Source organism: Kosakonia pseudosacchari, from assembly GCF_015167415.1.
In the GTDB taxonomy this organism is placed as follows: Bacteria; Pseudomonadota; Gammaproteobacteria; order Enterobacterales; family Enterobacteriaceae; genus Kosakonia; species Kosakonia pseudosacchari.
Genome location: NZ_CP063425.1, coordinates 696,928 through 712,668, shown reverse-complemented (window position 1 = coordinate 712,668; position 15,741 = coordinate 696,928). Strand labels below are relative to the sequence as shown.

The following is a 15,741-nucleotide window of genomic DNA, read 5'->3' as shown; positions in this document are numbered from 1 at the left end:
GCCGCGGAATATACCAGACCGGCCTGCCCTCAGCTTACGGCCCCATTAACTGTTTTACCAGGTCGACGCACTGTAAAAAACGTGAGTCATAATCTGCGGCTTCAACACGCACATACTCGATATTATTTTCCCGCAGCATCGTCACTAATAAATCCTGAAACTCCTTGCGATCGACTGAACTGCCGAGGCTTCTTAGGCCATCATTCACCCACGGCGTATTATTTTCCAGCAGGATCACCAGGTCAAAACGATATTCATCAATCAAAGCCTGAACGAAAGGATGTTCGCGGCCTTCATATTTTTTGCAGAACGCCTGCGTGGTGACAAAATCCGTATCGATAAACGCCACTTTATTGGCGTACTTCACGGCAAAATCGATGTATTGCGCATGTCCGAGAGCAATTTTGTCATAATCAGAATATTGCAGCGCAATTTCGTCACCACCAAGATGAGAAAAGACGTAATCGCGACCATATTCCCATGCGCTGGTGGTATTGAAGATATTGGCGAGTTTATTAACCAGCGTCGATTTACCACTGGATTCTCCGCCCAGAATCGCCACCGTGCGCACAAAAAAGGGCTTCACCTCCGTCGGAATATAATCCCAGTAACGGAACGGGTTCTCGCGGATTTGCGAACCGCTGATATTCATAAAGGTGCGCTTTGGATCGACCAGTACCGCGTCAATCCCCAGATGCTGCCGGTACTGCGGCGCATCAGCCTCTTCGGAAGTGTAAATCCAGTCTGGCGTGATGCCTTTTTCGGTCATAAACGCTTTGATGCCTTTACTCCAGACATCCCAGCCGTGCGGATACGGCTCCATGCCCTCCTCGTTAAAAGCATGAATACGAATATTTTTCTGGTACTTAAAGGTCTGTAGCAGCCAACGCAAACGGTCACTCACCGTCGGTTGTTGCGACATCGCGCTGTCTTCAAACAACTCGCGATCGCGCGTTTCGTCATAACCAAGGATGATATGCAACTCATCCACCTGGCTGCAGGCGCGCTGAATTAAGTAGATATGGCCGGTATGCAGCGGGTAAAACTTGCCGAAAACCACACCAATACTTTTCTGCCGACGGGGAAACTCAAGATCGAGAAAGCGGTGCAGCGCCTCAAGTTTTTGCGCGCTGGGGCTCTTAATTTTGGCATTCAGCAGCTGGCTCAAATAGCCTTTGGTCATACCGCTGGCATCGGCCACCTGCTGTAACGTGCAGCCTTTCTGGCGAATCGCGGTTTTTAAGTAGTCGAATGACGACATTGTTGCCTCCTGCAAAAAATCATTAGCCAATTATAAGTCGTCAAAGACGTTTAACGCATCCGCGAGCTTCTTCACACCAAAAATTTGCATTCCTTCTGGCACTTTTTTCGGCACATTTGCCCACGGGACAATCGCGCGGCGGAAGCCATGCTTCGCGGCTTCTGAAATGCGCTCCTGGCCGCTGGGCACCGGGCGAATTTCTCCCGCCAGCCCCACTTCACCAAACACCACTAAATCCTGCGGCAACGGTCTGTCACGCAGGCTGGAAACCATCGCCAGCAATAGCGCCAAATCAGCGCTGGTTTCGGTTACTTTGACCCCGCCAACCACGTTGACGAACACGTCCTGATCCGCCATCTGTAAACCACCGTGGCGATGCAGCACCGCCAGTAAAATCGCCAGGCGGTTTTGCTCCAGTCCCACCGCCACGCGGCGCGGATTGGACATCATTGAGTGATCGACCAACGCCTGAATTTCGACTAACAGCGGGCGAGTGCCTTCCCACACCACCATCACCGAACTGCCGGAAGTCACTTCATCGCCGCGGCTTAAAAAAATCGCCGACGGATTGCTGACTTCACGCAGCCCTTGCTCGGTCATGGCGAACACGCCGAGTTCGTTGACTGCGCCGAAACGGTTTTTATGGCTGCGCAAGGTGCGAAAACGTGAATCCGCGTCGCCGTCGAGCAGCACCGAGCAGTCAATACAGTGTTCGAGCACCTTCGGCCCGGCCAGCGAACCATCTTTGGTGACGTGGCCGACCATCACAATCGCCACGCCGCGCGTTTTCGCAAAGCGCGTCAGATAAGCCGCCGTTTCACGCACCTGCGCCACGCTGCCGGGCGACGACTGGATATCAGCCATGTGCATGACCTGAATCGAGTCGATCACCATCAGCTTCGGCTGTTCCTCTTCAGCGATCATGCAGATTTGTTCGATGCTGGTTTCCGACAGCATATTGAGGTTACCGGTCGGCAACCCCAGACGGTGCGCGCGCATCGCCACCTGCTGCAATGACTCTTCGCCGGTGACATACAACGTTTTCATCTGCTCGGCGAGCTTACACAGCGTCTGCAACAACAACGTGGATTTACCCGCGCCGGGGTTGCCGCCAATCAGAATCGCGCTACCGGGAACCACACCGCCGCCGAGTACGCGGTCGAACTCTTTAAAACCGGTGGAAAAACGCGGCAGTTCTTCGAGGCTGATATCCGCCAGCTTCTGCACTTTTGATACGCCAGCGCTGCCCGCATAACCGGAAAGGCGCTCATTACGCGCCACGGTGGGCGAAGCGGCAACACGCACTTCCGTAATGGTGTTCCATGCGTGACAGGCGCTGCACTGCCCCTGCCAGCGCGGATAATCCGCACCGCATTCATTACAGACAAACGCGCGTTTGGGAGCTTTCGCCACAATAACCTCTACTTCTTATTAATGCTGCCGGAAAGAATACAAAATACGCCCATCAGATCGGCGTGACGAATGGTGACTTCCGCCTTCTCATTCACTTTGGGTTTGGCATGAAACGCAATGCCGAGCCCGGCGGCTTTGATCATCGGCAAATCGTTCGCGCCATCGCCAATCGCCACCGTTTGCTCCGGCGCGATTTCATATTTTTCAGCCAGTTGCTTCAGCGTATTGGCTTTGAACTGCGCATCAACGATATCGCCCAACACCTGGCCGGTGAATTTACCGTCCATGATCTCAAGTTCGTTGGCGACCGCCGCCGTCAAATGCAGCTTATCGCGCAGGTAATCGGCAAAGAAAGTAAAACCGCCCGAGGCGATAGCCACTTTCCAGCCTAATGTTTCCAGCTTCAACACCAGCTGCACCAGCCCCGGCATTAACGGCAGTTTTTCCCGCACTTGCAGCAAAATATTGGCGTCAGCCCCTTTCAGTGTCGCCACACGGCTGCGCAGGCTGGCGGCAAAATCAAGCTCGCCGCGCATCGCCCGTTCGGTCACTTCCGCCACCATTTCGCCGGTACCGGCAAGCTTAGCGATCTCATCGATACATTCGATTTGAATGGCGGTGGAGTCCATGTCCATCACCAGCAACCCTGGCGAACGCAGATGCGGGATTTTCCCCAGCGGGGCGACGTCCATACCTTCGTCGTGCGCGAGGCGCGTCGCGCGCGGCGTCAGCGAACCCGCCAGGCGAAGAACCTGATAGTCGTCAACGCTCCACGCGGCAACTATCACCATTGCCGCGCCCAGTTTGCGCTGATAAGTCGTCAGACGTTGTTTATCCAGATGACGTGCGTACAGCAGCCAGCCGCTGCGACCAGCGTGATAGTCCAGAGGCATAACCTCATCACCACTTAAAGAGAGCGGCAATCCCGGCCACTGAGAAACATCATCGGGCAGATCGCACCAGGTCAAACTGTTAGGCATTAAAGCTCCTGTAAAAACGTTCGCGCCAGAAAGCATCGGAGGGGAAAATAACGCATGAGGCTACCTTGTAACCAGCGCTTCTGGCAACATTAAGCCTCAAATTTTCAACAGGTGGAATATGGCTCGCGCAAAACTTAAATTTCGGCTGCATCGCGCCGTAATCGTCCTCATCTGTCTGGCTCTGCTGGTCGCTCTGATGCAGGGCGCGTCCTGGTTCAGCCAAAACCATCAGCGCCATCGCAATCCGCAGTTTGAAGAGCTGGCAAGAACGCTGGCGCGCCAGGTGACGCTGAATCTCACGCCGCTGATGCGCACAGAAACTCCGGACGAAAAACGGATCAACGTCGTGCTGCGCCAGCTCATCGAAGAGAGCCGCATTCTGGATGCGGGGGTGTACGATGCGCAAGGCGATCTGATCGCGCGCTCCGGCGAAAGTATTGATGTACGCGACAGGCTGGCGCTGGACGGCAAAAAAGCCGGCGGCTATTTCAACCAGCAAATTGTTGAGCCGATTCAGGGCAAGAGCGGCCCACTGGGCTACTTGCGTCTGACGCTGGATACGCACACGCTGGCGACAGAAGCCAAACAGGTGGATAACACCACCAATATTCTGCGCCTGATGTTACTGCTGTCGCTGGCCATTGGCGTAGTGTTGACGCGCACCCTGTTGCAGGGTAAACGCACGCGCTGGCAGCAGTCGCCGTTTTTGCTGACGGCCAACAAATCCGTACCGGAAGAAGAAGAGCAGCAAAAGAAAGAGTAGCGCTGCCTGCTATCGGTAAAAATTACAGGTTACAGAAAGGAAATCTGCTATGTCGACGCTTCGTCTGCTTATCTCTGACTCGTACGATCCCTGGTTCAACCTGGCGGTGGAAGAGTGCATTTTCCGCCAGATGCCCGCCACGCAGCGCGTACTGTTCTTATGGCGCAACGCGGATACGGTGGTAATTGGGCGGGCGCAAAACCCGTGGAAAGAGTGCAATACCCGCCGCATGGAAGAAGATAACGTGCGGCTGGCAAGGCGCAGCAGCGGCGGCGGCGCGGTATTTCATGACCTCGGTAACACCTGCTTCACCTTTATGGCCGGGAAACCGGAGTACGACAAAACTATCTCCACATCGATTGTGCTTAATGCCTTGAATTCATTAGGCGTTACCGCAGAAGCTTCCGGGCGCAACGACCTGGTGGTGAAAACAGCGGAAGGCGATCGCAAAGTATCCGGTTCAGCCTACCGGGAAACCAAAGATCGCGGTTTCCATCATGGCACGTTATTGCTGAACGCCGATCTCAGTCGTCTGGCCAATTACCTCAATCCAGACAAGAAAAAGCTGCAAGCCAAAGGCATTACGTCGGTGCGTGGGCGCGTGGCAAATCTGGTGGAGTTGCTGCCGGGCATTACCCATCAGCAAATCTGTGAAGCGATCACCGAAGCCTTTTTCGCCCACTATGGCGAGCGGGTCACGGCGGAAGTTATCTCGCCAGACAAAACCCCGGATTTACCCAATTTCGCCGAAACCTTTGCCCGTCAGAGCAGTTGGGAGTGGAACTTCGGCCAGGCCCCGGCGTTCAGCCATCTGTTGGATGAGCGCTTTACCTGGGGCGGTGTGGAACTGCATTTTGACGTGGAAAAAGGCCACATCACCCGCACACAGGTGTTTACCGATAGCCTCAACCCCGCGCCGTTAGAAGCGCTGGCCGCACGTTTGCAGGGCTGCCTCTACCGCGCAGATATGCTGGCGCAGGAGTGTGATGCGCTATTAGTCGATTTTCCTGAGCAGGAACAAGAGCTTCGCGAGCTTTCCGCATGGATTGCCAGCGCGGTGAGGTAGCCCTGTAATGACTGACTACGCCAGCCGTTGTGCGATCCGTTCCAGTTGGGCGACGTTATCGCCCATTTGCCGGGCGATTTGGTGAAACGCCTCACTAATGCGCTCATCTGCAGCCACTGCTTGCCAGAATCTTTGCGCCAGTGGGATAGCGAAGCTCCAGGCGGCCTTGCTGACCGACGTATCCAGCGCCAGTTCGATAGCATCGCTACGCATTGCGCCCGAACTGGCAGGGGCAAAGGCCATCGGCAACATATCGTAGACAGGCGTTAACCCCATCGGCGGCGCAGAAAAGTAAAACGACAGATTTCCCGCGTGCATATCGCTGTTGGCGATCAGGCGACCAAACGCCCAGAGTTGCTCCGTCTGCGCTACAACCTCTTCACCCACAAGCCTCTGGCTGGCAAGTTCAGCGACACTTTTCGGCCATGTACCTGGCACAGGGGCATACTCACTTTTTAGAGCCTCCAGAGAGACAATGGCACGCCGTCCTTCCGTGCCGACACAATCAAAGCGCACACTTTCCAGAAAAACCTGGCGGCTTTCATTGCTAAATACTCTGGCTGCACTGGCCGGGATATTCGCAGCCCTCAGCACGTTCAGCGCAATCGACTCCGCTACCAGTAAATCCCCCCAGCGTTGAGAAGAAGCAGATACCTGTGGTGCGGTAAATTTGACCAATACATGAGCCGGCCCAGTTTCCGTCTGCGCAAAACAGGTAAATTTCGGCTGCTCTCCACCCGCAGATGAACCGATGATCTCTCCTTCCAGCGCATCGCTGGCAAACGCTGCGTAGGCACTGACTTTTTCACGCTCTGCTATAGCCGTGGGCCGCATCGTCTGCACCCAACGTTGATAACTGGCGTCGCCAATCAGCCAGCCTCCCGGGTTCTCGCCGCTAAAGACCGAGAGCGCGAACAATACATCCTCTTCCTGCCACAGGTGAATATCTTCCGGCAGGCCAAACTGACGGGCGATGTTCCGCCCCCATGATCGCCCCAAAAAACCCTGCGGCCGCAGATCGGTGAGATACCATGGCAGACCGTCAAACCATTGCCAGCCACCCTCTTCTAATGTGACCAGACAACTGCCCTGTGGCCAGCATGTGTGTAGTTCGCCCCACTTGTAAACATGGCCTTGTTCATCAATTCTGCGTAATGCAAAACGCTCAATACCACGTACAGGGCGTAACAAGGCATAGCGCGTAGCACGTGCTTTGCCAAATTGCAGTACCTGTGGCTCGGTGGCAACCAGCCGTGAAAAGGTTGCCTGACTAATCTTTAATGCCGTACGTAAAGCCAGCGCTGACTGTGGCCCTTGTAGCAGAAGATCGGTAAGCGCACTCATCAATGAATAGATTCCTGAATAGATACTTGAATAAATTTATAGCACTATTTTTATGAATTGAAAGGAAAAAACGGAAAGAAGAGATATTAAAATGAATAAATAAAAGGGCAGAGAACCTGCCCTTAGAAAAGAAACTTACGCTTTATCACCCAGCAGGACAGATTCCAGCGCAATTTTGATCATGTCGTTGAAGGTGGTCTGACGCTCAGCGGAAGTGGTCTGCTCATGCGTACGGATATGGTCGGAAACGGTGCAGATGGTCAGCGCTTTCGCACCGAACTCCGCCGCAACGCCGTAAATGCCCGCCGCTTCCATTTCCACGCCCAGGATGCCGTATTTTTCCATTACGTCGAACATTTCACCGTCCGGGGAGTAGAACAGATCGGCGGAGAACAGGTTGCCCACGCGCGCGTCTACGCCCAGCGCTTTTGCCGCATCAACCGCGTTACGCACCATGTCGAAATCCGCAATCGCCGCGAAATCGTGATCTTTGAAACGCATACGGTTCACTTTGGAATCGGTGCAGGCACCCATACCAATAACGATGTCACGCAGTTGCACGTCCATACGTACCGCGCCGCAGGAGCCGACACGAATGATTTTTTTCACGCCGAAATCGGTGATCAACTCTTTGGTGTAAATGGAGCAGGACGGGATCCCCATACCGTGGCCCATAACAGAAATTTTGCGGCCTTTATAAGTGCCGGTGTAACCCAGCATGCCGCGCACGTTGTTCACTTCGCGGTAGTCTTCGAGGAAAGTTTCCGCAATATGTTTTGCACGCAGCGGGTCGCCCGGCATCAACACTACGTCAGCGAAATCGCCCATTTCTGCATTAATATGTGGGGTAGCCATCGTCAATTCCTTTATGTCATTGTCGTTGAAACAGAAAGGGCGGGAAGCTCCCGCCCAAAATCATCAGAACATGGCCTTGCCATATTCCATATCAGAGACGCCAAAGTACTTCGCAACCGTCTGACCAATATCGGCGAAAGTGTCACGGTGACCCAGCGAGCCCGGTTTCACTTTCGGGCCGTAAACCAGTACCGGGATGTGCTCGCGGGTATGGTCGGTGCCTTTCCAGGTCGGATCGCAGCCGTGATCGGCGGTCAGGATCAGAATGTCGTCTTCACCGACCAATTCCATCAGTTCCGGCAGGCGACGGTCAAACAACTCCAGCCCAGCGGCATAACCCGCTACATCGCGACGATGGCCCCATGATGAGTCAAAATCAACGAAGTTGGTAAAGACGATTGTCTTATCACCGGCTTCTTTCATCTCTTTAATGGTCGCGTCAAACAGCGCATCCAGGCCGGTGGCTTTCACTTTTTTGGTGATGCCGCAGTTGGCATAGATATCGGCGATTTTACCGACCGAAACCACGTGGCCATCTTTCTCTTCGACCAGTTTTTGCAGCACGGTGGCTGACGGTGGTTCAACGGCCAGATCATGGCGGTTACCGGTACGCTGGAAATTACCTGCTTTGTCGCCAACAAACGGGCGCGCAATCACGCGGCCAATGTTATAACCGCCTTCGGTCAGCTCTTCACGCGCGATTTCGCACAGCTCATACAGCTTGTCCAGACCAAAGGTCTCTTCGTGGCAGGCAATCTGGAACACCGAGTCCGCAGAGGTGTAGAAAATCGGCTTGCCGGTTTTCATGTGCTCTTCGCCGAGCTGGTCAAGGATCACCGTACCGGACGAGTGGCAGTTGCCGAGGTAACCCGGCAGATTAGCGCGTTTCACCAGCTTATCCAGCAGTTCCTGCGGGAAGCTGTTCTCGGTGTCGCTAAAGTAACCCCAGTCGAACAGCACCGGCACACCGGCGATTTCCCAGTGGCCTGACGGCGTATCTTTCCCGGAAGAGAGCTCATGCGCCCATGCGTAAGCACCGGTGATTTCTGCGTTGGCGTCCATCCCGGCAGGAATAAAACCTGTAGCGCCTTCATGCGCCTTCGCCAGACCCAGACGGGTCAGATTGGGTAAATTCAGCGGGCCTTTGCGCCCGGTGTCGGCTTCACCTTTCGCGCAAACTTCAGCGATGTGACCGAGGGTATCGGAACCCACGTCGCCAAAGCGCTCCGCGTCTTCGGTCGCGCCGATGCCGAAAGAGTCCAGCACCATAATAAATGCACGTTTCATATGTTCTCCGTACCTTGTGCTTTGTAAAAAAGCGATCAGATCAGTATACCGCTATTCAGTAATGCGGCGATAGACCGTCGGTGTCTCTTTTGGTGCGCTGTCGCCCATCGTAATGGCCGCTTTCACCGCCTGCGCAGCCTCTTGCCAGCTGGTTTCGTCTTTGGCGTGGATAACGGCCAGCGGTCGCTGACCATCAACGCGTTCGCCCAGACACACCATATCGGTAAAGCCGACGCTGTAATCAATATTGTCCGACGCCTGGCGACGACCGCCGCCCATCGACACCACCGCCATGCCCAGCGCGCGCGTATCCATCGCCGTGATAAACCCTTCATCATCGGCATATACCGCTTTGCTGAGCGTCGCCGTTGGCAGGTATTTCGCGTAATTTTCCACGAAATCGCACGGTCCTTTTTGCGCCGCAACCATACGACCAAAGACCTCGGCTGCTTTACCGTTATCCAGTACCGCTTGCAGCTTCGCTCGCGCATCGGCGTCATCTTGCGCCAGCTTGCCGGAGATCAGCATCTCCACGCACAGCGCCATGGTGACGTCAAACAGGCGTGGATTGCGGTATTCACCGGTCAGGAACTGCACCGCTTCGCGCACTTCCACTGCGTTGCCCGCGCTGGAAGCCAGCACCTGATTCATATCGGTCAACAGTGCGGTAGTCCGCACGCCAGCGCCGTTGGCAACGCCAACAATCGCTTCCGCCAGTTGTTCAGACAGGGCGTAAGTCGGCATAAATGCGCCGCTGCCCACTTTGACGTCCATCACCAGCGCATCAAGCCCTTCTGCCAGTTTTTTGGCGAGGATAGAAGCCGTGATTAACGGGATAGAGTCCACCGTCGCGGTAATATCGCGGGTGGCGTAGAAACGTTTATCCGCTGGTGCCAGTGAATTGGTCTGGCCGATAATCGCCACACCGACATCCTTAATAATTTCGCGAAAACGGTTATCTTCCGGGAAGATATCAAACCCCGGGATCGCTTCCAGTTTGTCGAGCGTGCCGCCAGTATGACCAAGTCCGCGCCCGGAAATCATCGGAATATAGCCGCCGCAGGCCGCCACCATCGGGCCGAGCATCAACGAGGTAACATCGCCCACGCCGCCGGTCGAGTGTTTATCCACCACCGGGCCGTTAAGATCGAGCGGTTTCCAGTCCAGAACGGTGCCTGAATCTCGCATCGCCATGGTCAGCGAAACGCGCTCCGGCATCGTCATGTCGTGGAAGAAAATGGTCATTGCCAGAGCAGCAATCTGCCCTTCAGAAACGGTGTTATCGCGTATTCCGTTGATAAAGAAACGGATTTCTTCATCACTCAGCGCGAGACCATCGCGTTTTTTTCGAATAATTTCTTGAGCGAGAAACAAGGTAACCCCCTGAGGAATAAAGCCGGAAAATCCATTGAGGCCGGGTAACAGTCCGCTACCCGGCAATGACAAATTAATAGCTGCTTGCGCTCTTACCGTCGCCGTGGCCCAACGCTTTCAGCAGACTTGCCAGCAGGCTGGAAGCCCCAAAACGGTAATGACGGGCATCGGCCCAATCGGCGCCAAACAGATCGTCGGCAATGGCCAGATACTGCTGCGCATCTTCCGCGCTACGCACGCCACCAGCCGGTTTGAAACCGACGGTTTTCTCAACGCCCATATCGCGAATCACTTCCAGCATGATGCGTGCACTTTCCGGAGTCGCATTTACCGGCACTTTACCGGTCGACGTTTTAATGAAATCTGCACCAGCTTTAATGGCGATTTCAGACGCTTTACGGATCAGCGCTTCCGTTTTCAGCTCACCGGTTTCGATAATCACTTTCAGTAGTACGTTCGACGCCGCACAAGCCTCTTTACAGGCTTTCACCAGATCAAAACCCACCTGCTCGTTACCGGCGATCAGCGCGCGGTACGGGAATACCACGTCAACTTCATCCGCGCCGTAAGCAATGGCGGCGCGCGTTTCGGCCAGCGCGATGTCGATATCGTCGTTACCATGCGGGAAGTTGGTCACGGTTGCGATACGCACATCCGGCGTACCTTGCGCATTCAGGGTTTTGCGCGCAATCGGGATAAAACGCGGGTAGATACAGATGGCGGCGGTATTGCCCACCGGGGTTTTTGCCTGATGACACAGGGCGATGACTTTCTCGTTGGTGTCATCATCATTCAGGGTGGTCAGGTCCATCAGTTTCAACGCACGCAGGCTACTTGCCGTTAAATCACTCATCATTCTCTCCGACGGCGTAATGCCGGTTTTCTGTTCGGGTTTGTTAGTATTTTAACATCAACCCACTTTCACACTTCGACACCCATCACAGTTAATGAAAACTAAATTCACGTTTGCAAAACCATAATGGGACATTGATCAAATTTTTAAATTCACATCGGTAATGATTGCGCGGACAGGGGACGGGATCAAAAGCGACAAACAGCCGGCTCCGTACACTCATCGCCATCACTCAAGGAAATAAGAGGAACGATGATGTCCCCGTCTGTTGATCCTTTATTGCTGTCACGCTGCCAGCAGATTGTTACCAGCCCAACGCTCACACCGGAACAAAAGCGCCACTTCCTGGCGCTGGAAGCGGAAAACGCCCTGCCCTATCCGGCGTTGCCGCAAGCGGCACGCGCAGCACTAGATGAGGGTGCCATCTGCGATATGTTTGAGGGCCACGCCCCCTACAAACCGCGCTATGTGCTGCCGGATTACGCTAAATTTCTTGCGAACGGTTCCGCCTGGCTGGAGCTGGAAGGGGCAAAAGATCTCGATGATGCCCTCTCGTTGCTGACGATCCTCTACCACCATGTTCCATCAGTGACATCAATGCCTGTTTATCTCGGTCAGCTTGATGCCCTGCTACAACCATATGTTAAAATTCTAACACAACACGAGATCGATATCCGCATAAAACGTTTCTGGCGCTACCTCGACAGAACGCTTCCAGACGCCTTTATGCATGCCAATATTGGCCCATACGATCCCCCCGTCACGCGCGCCATTTTACGCGCGGATGCAGAACTGAAGCAGGTTGCGCCAAATTTAACCTTCATCTATGACCCGGATATTACGCCAGATGATCTTCTGCTGGAGGTGGCGCGTATTATTTGCGAATGCAGCAAACCGCACATCGCCAACGGCCCGGTGCATGATAATATTTTCACAAAAGGCGGCTACGGTATTGTGAGTTGCTACAACTCTCTGCCGCTGGGCGGTGGCGGCAGCACGTTGGTACGCCTCAATCTGAAAGTTATCGCTGAGCGTAGCGCGTCACTGGAGGATTTTTTTACCCGTCAGCTGCCACACTATTGCCAGCAGCAAATAGCTATTATCGATGCCCGCTGCGATTTTCTGTATCAACAATCCGGCTTCTTTGAGCATAGCTTCCTGGTGCAGGAAGGGTTGATTTCTGCCAACCGTTTTGTGCCTATGTTTGGTATGTATGGGCTGGCCGAAGCGGTCAATACGCTGTGCGAAAAAGCCGGTCTCGCCGCGCTTTATGGCCACGATGAACAGGCCAACGCGCTCGGTTACCGCATCAGTGAACAACTGGCGAGCTTTGTGGCAGACACGCCGGTAAAACATGGCTGGCGACAGCGCGCCATGCTCCATGCGCAATCGGGAATCAGCTCCGACACTGACACCACGCCAGGCGCGCGGCTGCCTTATGGCGACGAGCCGGATCCGATTACCCATCTGCTCACCGTCGCGCCGCATCATGCGTGGTATCACGCCGGGATCAGCGACATCTTGACCCTCGATGAAACGGTGAAACACAACCCGCAAGCGATCGTGCAACTCTGTCTTGGCGCGTTTAAAGCGGGCATGCGCGAATTCACCGCTAACGTCGCAGGCAACGATCTGGTTCGCGTCACCGGGTATATGGTGCGCCTGTCAGATATCAAGAAATTCCGTGCCGAAGGCTCACGCACCAATACCACCTGGCTGGGTGAAGAGGCAGCGCGTAACACGCCTATTCTGGATCGACAACCCCGCGTGGTCAGCCATGAACAGCAGATGCGCTTTCGTCAGTAAAATCCTCCCTTTCTCCTGCGTGGACGGGCCCGGCAGCCGGCTGGCACTGTTTTTACAGGGCTGCAATATGCGCTGTAAAAGCTGCCATAACCCGTGGACTATCGGTCGCTGCAACCACTGCGGTGGTTGTGTGGCAGGTTGTCCACAACAGGCGCTCTCCTTCAATGGCGCAGAAGTGCAATGGAACGCAATGCGTTGCGAGCAGTGCGACACGTGCCTGCGCATGTGCCCGCAGCACGCCACGCCAATGGCGCAGAAAATGACGATTGAACACGTTATGGCGCAGATTCGCAAAGTGGCGCTGTTTATTGAAGGCATTACCGTCAGCGGCGGCGAAGCAACATTGCAACTACCGTTTCTGCATGCGCTGTTCTCCGCCTTGCGCCATGACGCACAACTGCGCCATCTGAGTTGCCTGGTCGACAGTAACGGCCTGCTCAGCGAAACCGGATGGCGCAAGCTGTTGCCGGTCTGCGACGGCGCGATGATCGATCTGAAAGCCTGGGGCAACGAGCGCCACCGTGTTCTTACCGGACGGGATAATGCGCCAGTGAAAACCAGCCTGCGGCTACTGGCGACAGAGAAGAAATTAGCGGAGTTGCGCCTGCTGGTGATCCCGGAACAGAGCGATTATCTCGCGCATATTGATGCGCTGGCAGCCTTTATTCATCAACTCGGCGAGGTGCCGGTGCGGCTAAACGCCTTCCATGCGCATGGCGTGTACGGTGAGGCGCAGACATGGCGCAGCGCCACGCCGGAGGATGTGGAACCACTGGCGCAGGCGCTACGGGAACGGGGCGTGAAAACCGTGCTGCGCCCGGCGTTATATCTGTAGCGCAAAGAGCCGCTGCGTATTTTCCAGCAGCGCCTGGGCAATGACATCTGGTGCTTCGCGGCGTAACTCGCACAAAACGTCGAACACTTGCGCGGCCCGCTCAGGCCGGTTGGGCTGGCCCTGAAAACCATTGAGCGGCATGTCCGGCGCATCCGTTTCCAGCAGCAATGCAGAAAGCGGCAACTGCGCTATTACGTCACGGGTTTTACTGGCGCGCGGGTAGGTAATGGTGCCGCCCACGCCGATGCAATAGCCCAGTTCAACAAAGCGCTGCGCCTGTTGCAGGCTACCGGCAAAACCATGCACCACGCCACGACGGGGTAAATCATGTTTTTTTAAATGCATCGCCAGTTTGTCATGCGTGCGGCGTGAATGGAGGATCACCGGCAGATCAAAGCGTTTTGCCAGTTTTAGTTGTGCGTCTAACATCTGCTGCTGGCGCGAAAATTGCGGATCGTCGCGGTAAAGATCGAGGCCAATTTCCCCTATCGCCACCACTTTCTCAGGCTTTGTCGCAAGCATCTGTTCAAGTTGTTGCAGGCTTTCCTCGCTGTGCTCTTCAATCACAATCGGGTGTAGCCCCAGCGCGGCGTACAGCGCGGTATGCTGGTGCGCTAAATGGCAAACGCGATCAAAATAACGCGCGGCGATCGCCGGAACAATAATGCGCTCCACGCCAGCGTCGCCCGCTCGGGCGATACTCGCCGCCTCATCGCCGTAAAACGGCGGGAAATCGAAATGACAGTGGGTATCGATAAAGCGGAAACTCACGCCGTATCCTCTTTGTTGATGGGTAAATCGTTGGCCTGCTCGACGCTGACCAGCGGCGTATCCAGCGCGTCGTTGGCCACCGCAGCCGGTGGAACAACCCGTGTCGCAGGCGCGATAACCGGTGAGTGGCGCACCAGCGGCGGGGTTTCCGCCAGCAATTTGCCCACAGTCGCCAGGAAATAGCGCCCGCACAAACGCCCGATTTTATAATCCTCGCGCAGCGCCGGTAAACGGCTACCCAGTGCCATGCTGTTCAACAACTTCGGCGGATAGATTTCAAAAATACGCAGTTTACCCGGCGGCGCTTCGATAAAGCGTTGGATTGCCATGTAACTTTTCTCATGGTGCTGCACCAGATTGATTAAGGATTGCAGGCTGCTCTCTCCCAGCCAGCGTTCCATCCGTTTGAACCACTGGGGCGTGTAGTACATTTGTGACGGGACAGTACGGATCACCACAATCGTGTTCGCGCCGCGTTTTGCCGCCTCCTGCACCGGAATGGCATCGCTAACACCGCCATCGAGATAATTTATGCCATCAAGCATCACGCCCGGACGATAAAAGCCGGGGATCGCACTGGAAGCACGGATCAAATCGAGCCATGTCTGATGCGTAGGGGAGAAATAGGCTGCGGAGTAATCATCCTGCCGACAAGCGCACATATAAAACGCTTTGCCCGCATCGAAAGTCCGCGCCGCGTAGTCCATTGCCAGCGGCATCTGGCTTGAGGTCGCTTCTACCAGCCAGTCGAGATCGATAAGGTTGCCGCCGCGCACAAAGCGCACCGGATTGAAAAATTCCCGCGAGGTGGTGTAGCGCATGATCACTTTGCGTGCGTAACCAGGTTGGTTGCAGACATAAGCGGAAAGGTTTTGCGCACCGGCAGAGCTGCCAAAATAGAGGTCGAAAGGATTAAATTCCGCACGCATGAACTCGTCCAGAACGCCAGCGGTAAAAATACCTCGCTGTCCACCGCCCTCGCATACAAGCGCAAGCCTGCCCGGGCGAAAGGGTTTTAACGCCAGCGGCGCGATGTTGCCGAGCGTAACGGGAATATGCTGGCCCACTCTGCTTTCCTTATTGATGCGCTGAATGTCTCAAAGTAGCGCACTTTTCCCGCAGCCGAAACAGCA

General features: G+C 55.0%; 14 protein-coding genes. 4 read left to right on the top strand and 10 right to left on the bottom strand.

Annotation, left to right across the window (positions count from 1 at the left end):
* Window positions 1-34: 34 nt before the first annotated feature.
* From nadR to serB, 3 genes are read right to left on the bottom strand one after another with little or no spacing between them, the layout of a single operon-like run.
* Window positions 35-1,261 carry a multifunctional transcriptional regulator/nicotinamide-nucleotide adenylyltransferase/ribosylnicotinamide kinase NadR gene (gene nadR, locus IP581_RS03320; RefSeq protein ID WP_086870398.1) on the bottom strand — a complete coding sequence of 409 codons (1,227 nt, stop codon included), beginning with the start codon at window positions 1,259-1,261 and terminating at the stop codon, window positions 35-37.
* A 30-nt stretch (window positions 1,262-1,291) separates the two neighbouring features.
* Window positions 1,292-2,674, bottom strand: a complete 1,383-nt coding sequence (gene radA / locus IP581_RS03315; protein ID WP_097401217.1) for a DNA repair protein RadA — start codon at window positions 2,672-2,674, stop codon at window positions 1,292-1,294.
* A gap of 8 nt (window positions 2,675-2,682) precedes the next feature.
* Window positions 2,683-3,654: a phosphoserine phosphatase gene (gene serB, locus IP581_RS03310; RefSeq protein WP_097401215.1), complete on the bottom strand. Its 972-nt coding sequence runs from the start codon at window positions 3,652-3,654 to the stop codon at window positions 2,683-2,685.
* A gap of 118 nt (window positions 3,655-3,772) precedes the next feature.
* Between serB and IP581_RS03305 the strand changes: the two genes are divergently transcribed.
* Together IP581_RS03305 and lplA are read left to right on the top strand one after the other, a co-directional pair.
* Entirely contained in the window at window positions 3,773-4,417 is a 645-nt protein-coding gene (locus IP581_RS03305; RefSeq protein ID WP_193821755.1) for a YtjB family periplasmic protein, read from the top strand.
* A gap of 49 nt (window positions 4,418-4,466) precedes the next feature.
* Complete coding sequence (gene lplA, locus IP581_RS03300; protein WP_020456471.1) at window positions 4,467-5,483, top strand: lipoate--protein ligase LplA; 1,017 nt, start codon at window positions 4,467-4,469, stop codon at window positions 5,481-5,483.
* A gap of 15 nt (window positions 5,484-5,498) precedes the next feature.
* Here lplA and yjjJ read toward each other — a convergent pair whose 3' ends face one another.
* From yjjJ to deoC, 5 genes are all read right to left on the bottom strand, one after another.
* Window positions 5,499-6,827: a type II toxin-antitoxin system HipA family toxin YjjJ gene (gene yjjJ / locus IP581_RS03295; RefSeq protein WP_193821754.1), complete on the bottom strand. Its 1,329-nt coding sequence runs from the start codon at window positions 6,825-6,827 to the stop codon at window positions 5,499-5,501.
* Between the two features lie 135 nt (window positions 6,828-6,962).
* The gene (gene deoD, locus IP581_RS03290) at window positions 6,963-7,682 is read right to left on the bottom strand and encodes a purine-nucleoside phosphorylase (RefSeq protein ID WP_017457844.1); all 720 of its coding nucleotides are present in this window, start codon (window positions 7,680-7,682) and stop codon (window positions 6,963-6,965) included.
* 63 nt (window positions 7,683-7,745) lie between these two features.
* Window positions 7,746-8,969, bottom strand: coding sequence for a phosphopentomutase (gene deoB / locus IP581_RS03285; protein WP_086870392.1), 1,224 nt, complete (start codon window positions 8,967-8,969; stop codon window positions 7,746-7,748).
* Window positions 8,970-9,020: 51 nt separating this feature from the next.
* Window positions 9,021-10,343, bottom strand: a complete 1,323-nt coding sequence (gene deoA, locus IP581_RS03280) for a thymidine phosphorylase (protein ID WP_193821753.1) — start codon at window positions 10,341-10,343, stop codon at window positions 9,021-9,023.
* 73 nt (window positions 10,344-10,416) lie between these two features.
* Entirely contained in the window at window positions 10,417-11,196 is a 780-nt protein-coding gene (deoC, locus tag IP581_RS03275; protein ID WP_097401209.1) for a deoxyribose-phosphate aldolase, read from the bottom strand.
* Between the two features lie 255 nt (window positions 11,197-11,451).
* On the opposite strand from deoC, the gene IP581_RS03270 reads away from it, so the two are divergent.
* Complete coding sequence (locus IP581_RS03270) at window positions 11,452-13,002, top strand: YjjI family glycine radical enzyme (protein WP_193822636.1); 1,551 nt, start codon at window positions 11,452-11,454, stop codon at window positions 13,000-13,002.
* Entirely contained in the window at window positions 12,974-13,837 is an 864-nt protein-coding gene (locus tag IP581_RS03265) for a YjjW family glycine radical enzyme activase (RefSeq protein WP_193821752.1), read from the top strand. Before IP581_RS03270 ends, IP581_RS03265 begins: the two co-directional genes overlap by 29 nt.
* On the opposite strand, the gene IP581_RS03260 is transcribed toward IP581_RS03265, so the two are convergent.
* Both IP581_RS03260 and IP581_RS03255 read right to left on the bottom strand, forming a co-directional pair.
* Complete coding sequence (locus IP581_RS03260) at window positions 13,826-14,608, bottom strand: TatD family hydrolase (protein ID WP_193821751.1); 783 nt, start codon at window positions 14,606-14,608, stop codon at window positions 13,826-13,828. The genes IP581_RS03265 and IP581_RS03260 overlap by 12 nt on opposite strands.
* Window positions 14,605-15,675 carry a patatin-like phospholipase family protein gene (locus IP581_RS03255; protein ID WP_065369348.1) on the bottom strand — a complete coding sequence of 357 codons (1,071 nt, stop codon included), beginning with the start codon at window positions 15,673-15,675 and terminating at the stop codon, window positions 14,605-14,607. Before IP581_RS03255 ends, IP581_RS03260 begins: the two co-directional genes overlap by 4 nt.
* Window positions 15,676-15,741: the final 66 nt, after the last annotated feature.

Bases quoted from the DNA above. Each gene is read 5' to 3' on its own strand.
- nadR (WP_086870398.1), bottom strand. From the start codon at position 1,261: ATGTCGTCATTCGACTACTTAAAAACCGCGATTCGCCAGAAAGGCTGC.
- serB (WP_097401215.1), bottom strand. From the start codon at position 3,654: ATGCCTAACAGTTTGACCTGGTGCGATCTGCCCGATGATGTTTCTCAG.
- IP581_RS03305 (WP_193821755.1), top strand. From the start codon at position 3,773: ATGGCTCGCGCAAAACTTAAATTTCGGCTGCATCGCGCCGTAATCGTC.
- lplA (WP_020456471.1), top strand. From the start codon at position 4,467: ATGTCGACGCTTCGTCTGCTTATCTCTGACTCGTACGATCCCTGGTTC.
- yjjJ (WP_193821754.1), bottom strand. From the start codon at position 6,827: ATGAGTGCGCTTACCGATCTTCTGCTACAAGGGCCACAGTCAGCGCTG.
- deoD (WP_017457844.1), bottom strand. From the start codon at position 7,682: ATGGCTACCCCACATATTAATGCAGAAATGGGCGATTTCGCTGACGTA.
- deoB (WP_086870392.1), bottom strand. From the start codon at position 8,969: ATGAAACGTGCATTTATTATGGTGCTGGACTCTTTCGGCATCGGCGCG.
- deoC (WP_097401209.1), bottom strand. From the start codon at position 11,196: ATGAGTGATTTAACGGCAAGTAGCCTGCGTGCGTTGAAACTGATGGAC.
- IP581_RS03270 (WP_193822636.1), top strand. From the start codon at position 11,452: ATGTCCCCGTCTGTTGATCCTTTATTGCTGTCACGCTGCCAGCAGATT.
- IP581_RS03265 (WP_193821752.1), top strand. From the start codon at position 12,974: ATGAACAGCAGATGCGCTTTCGTCAGTAAAATCCTCCCTTTCTCCTGC.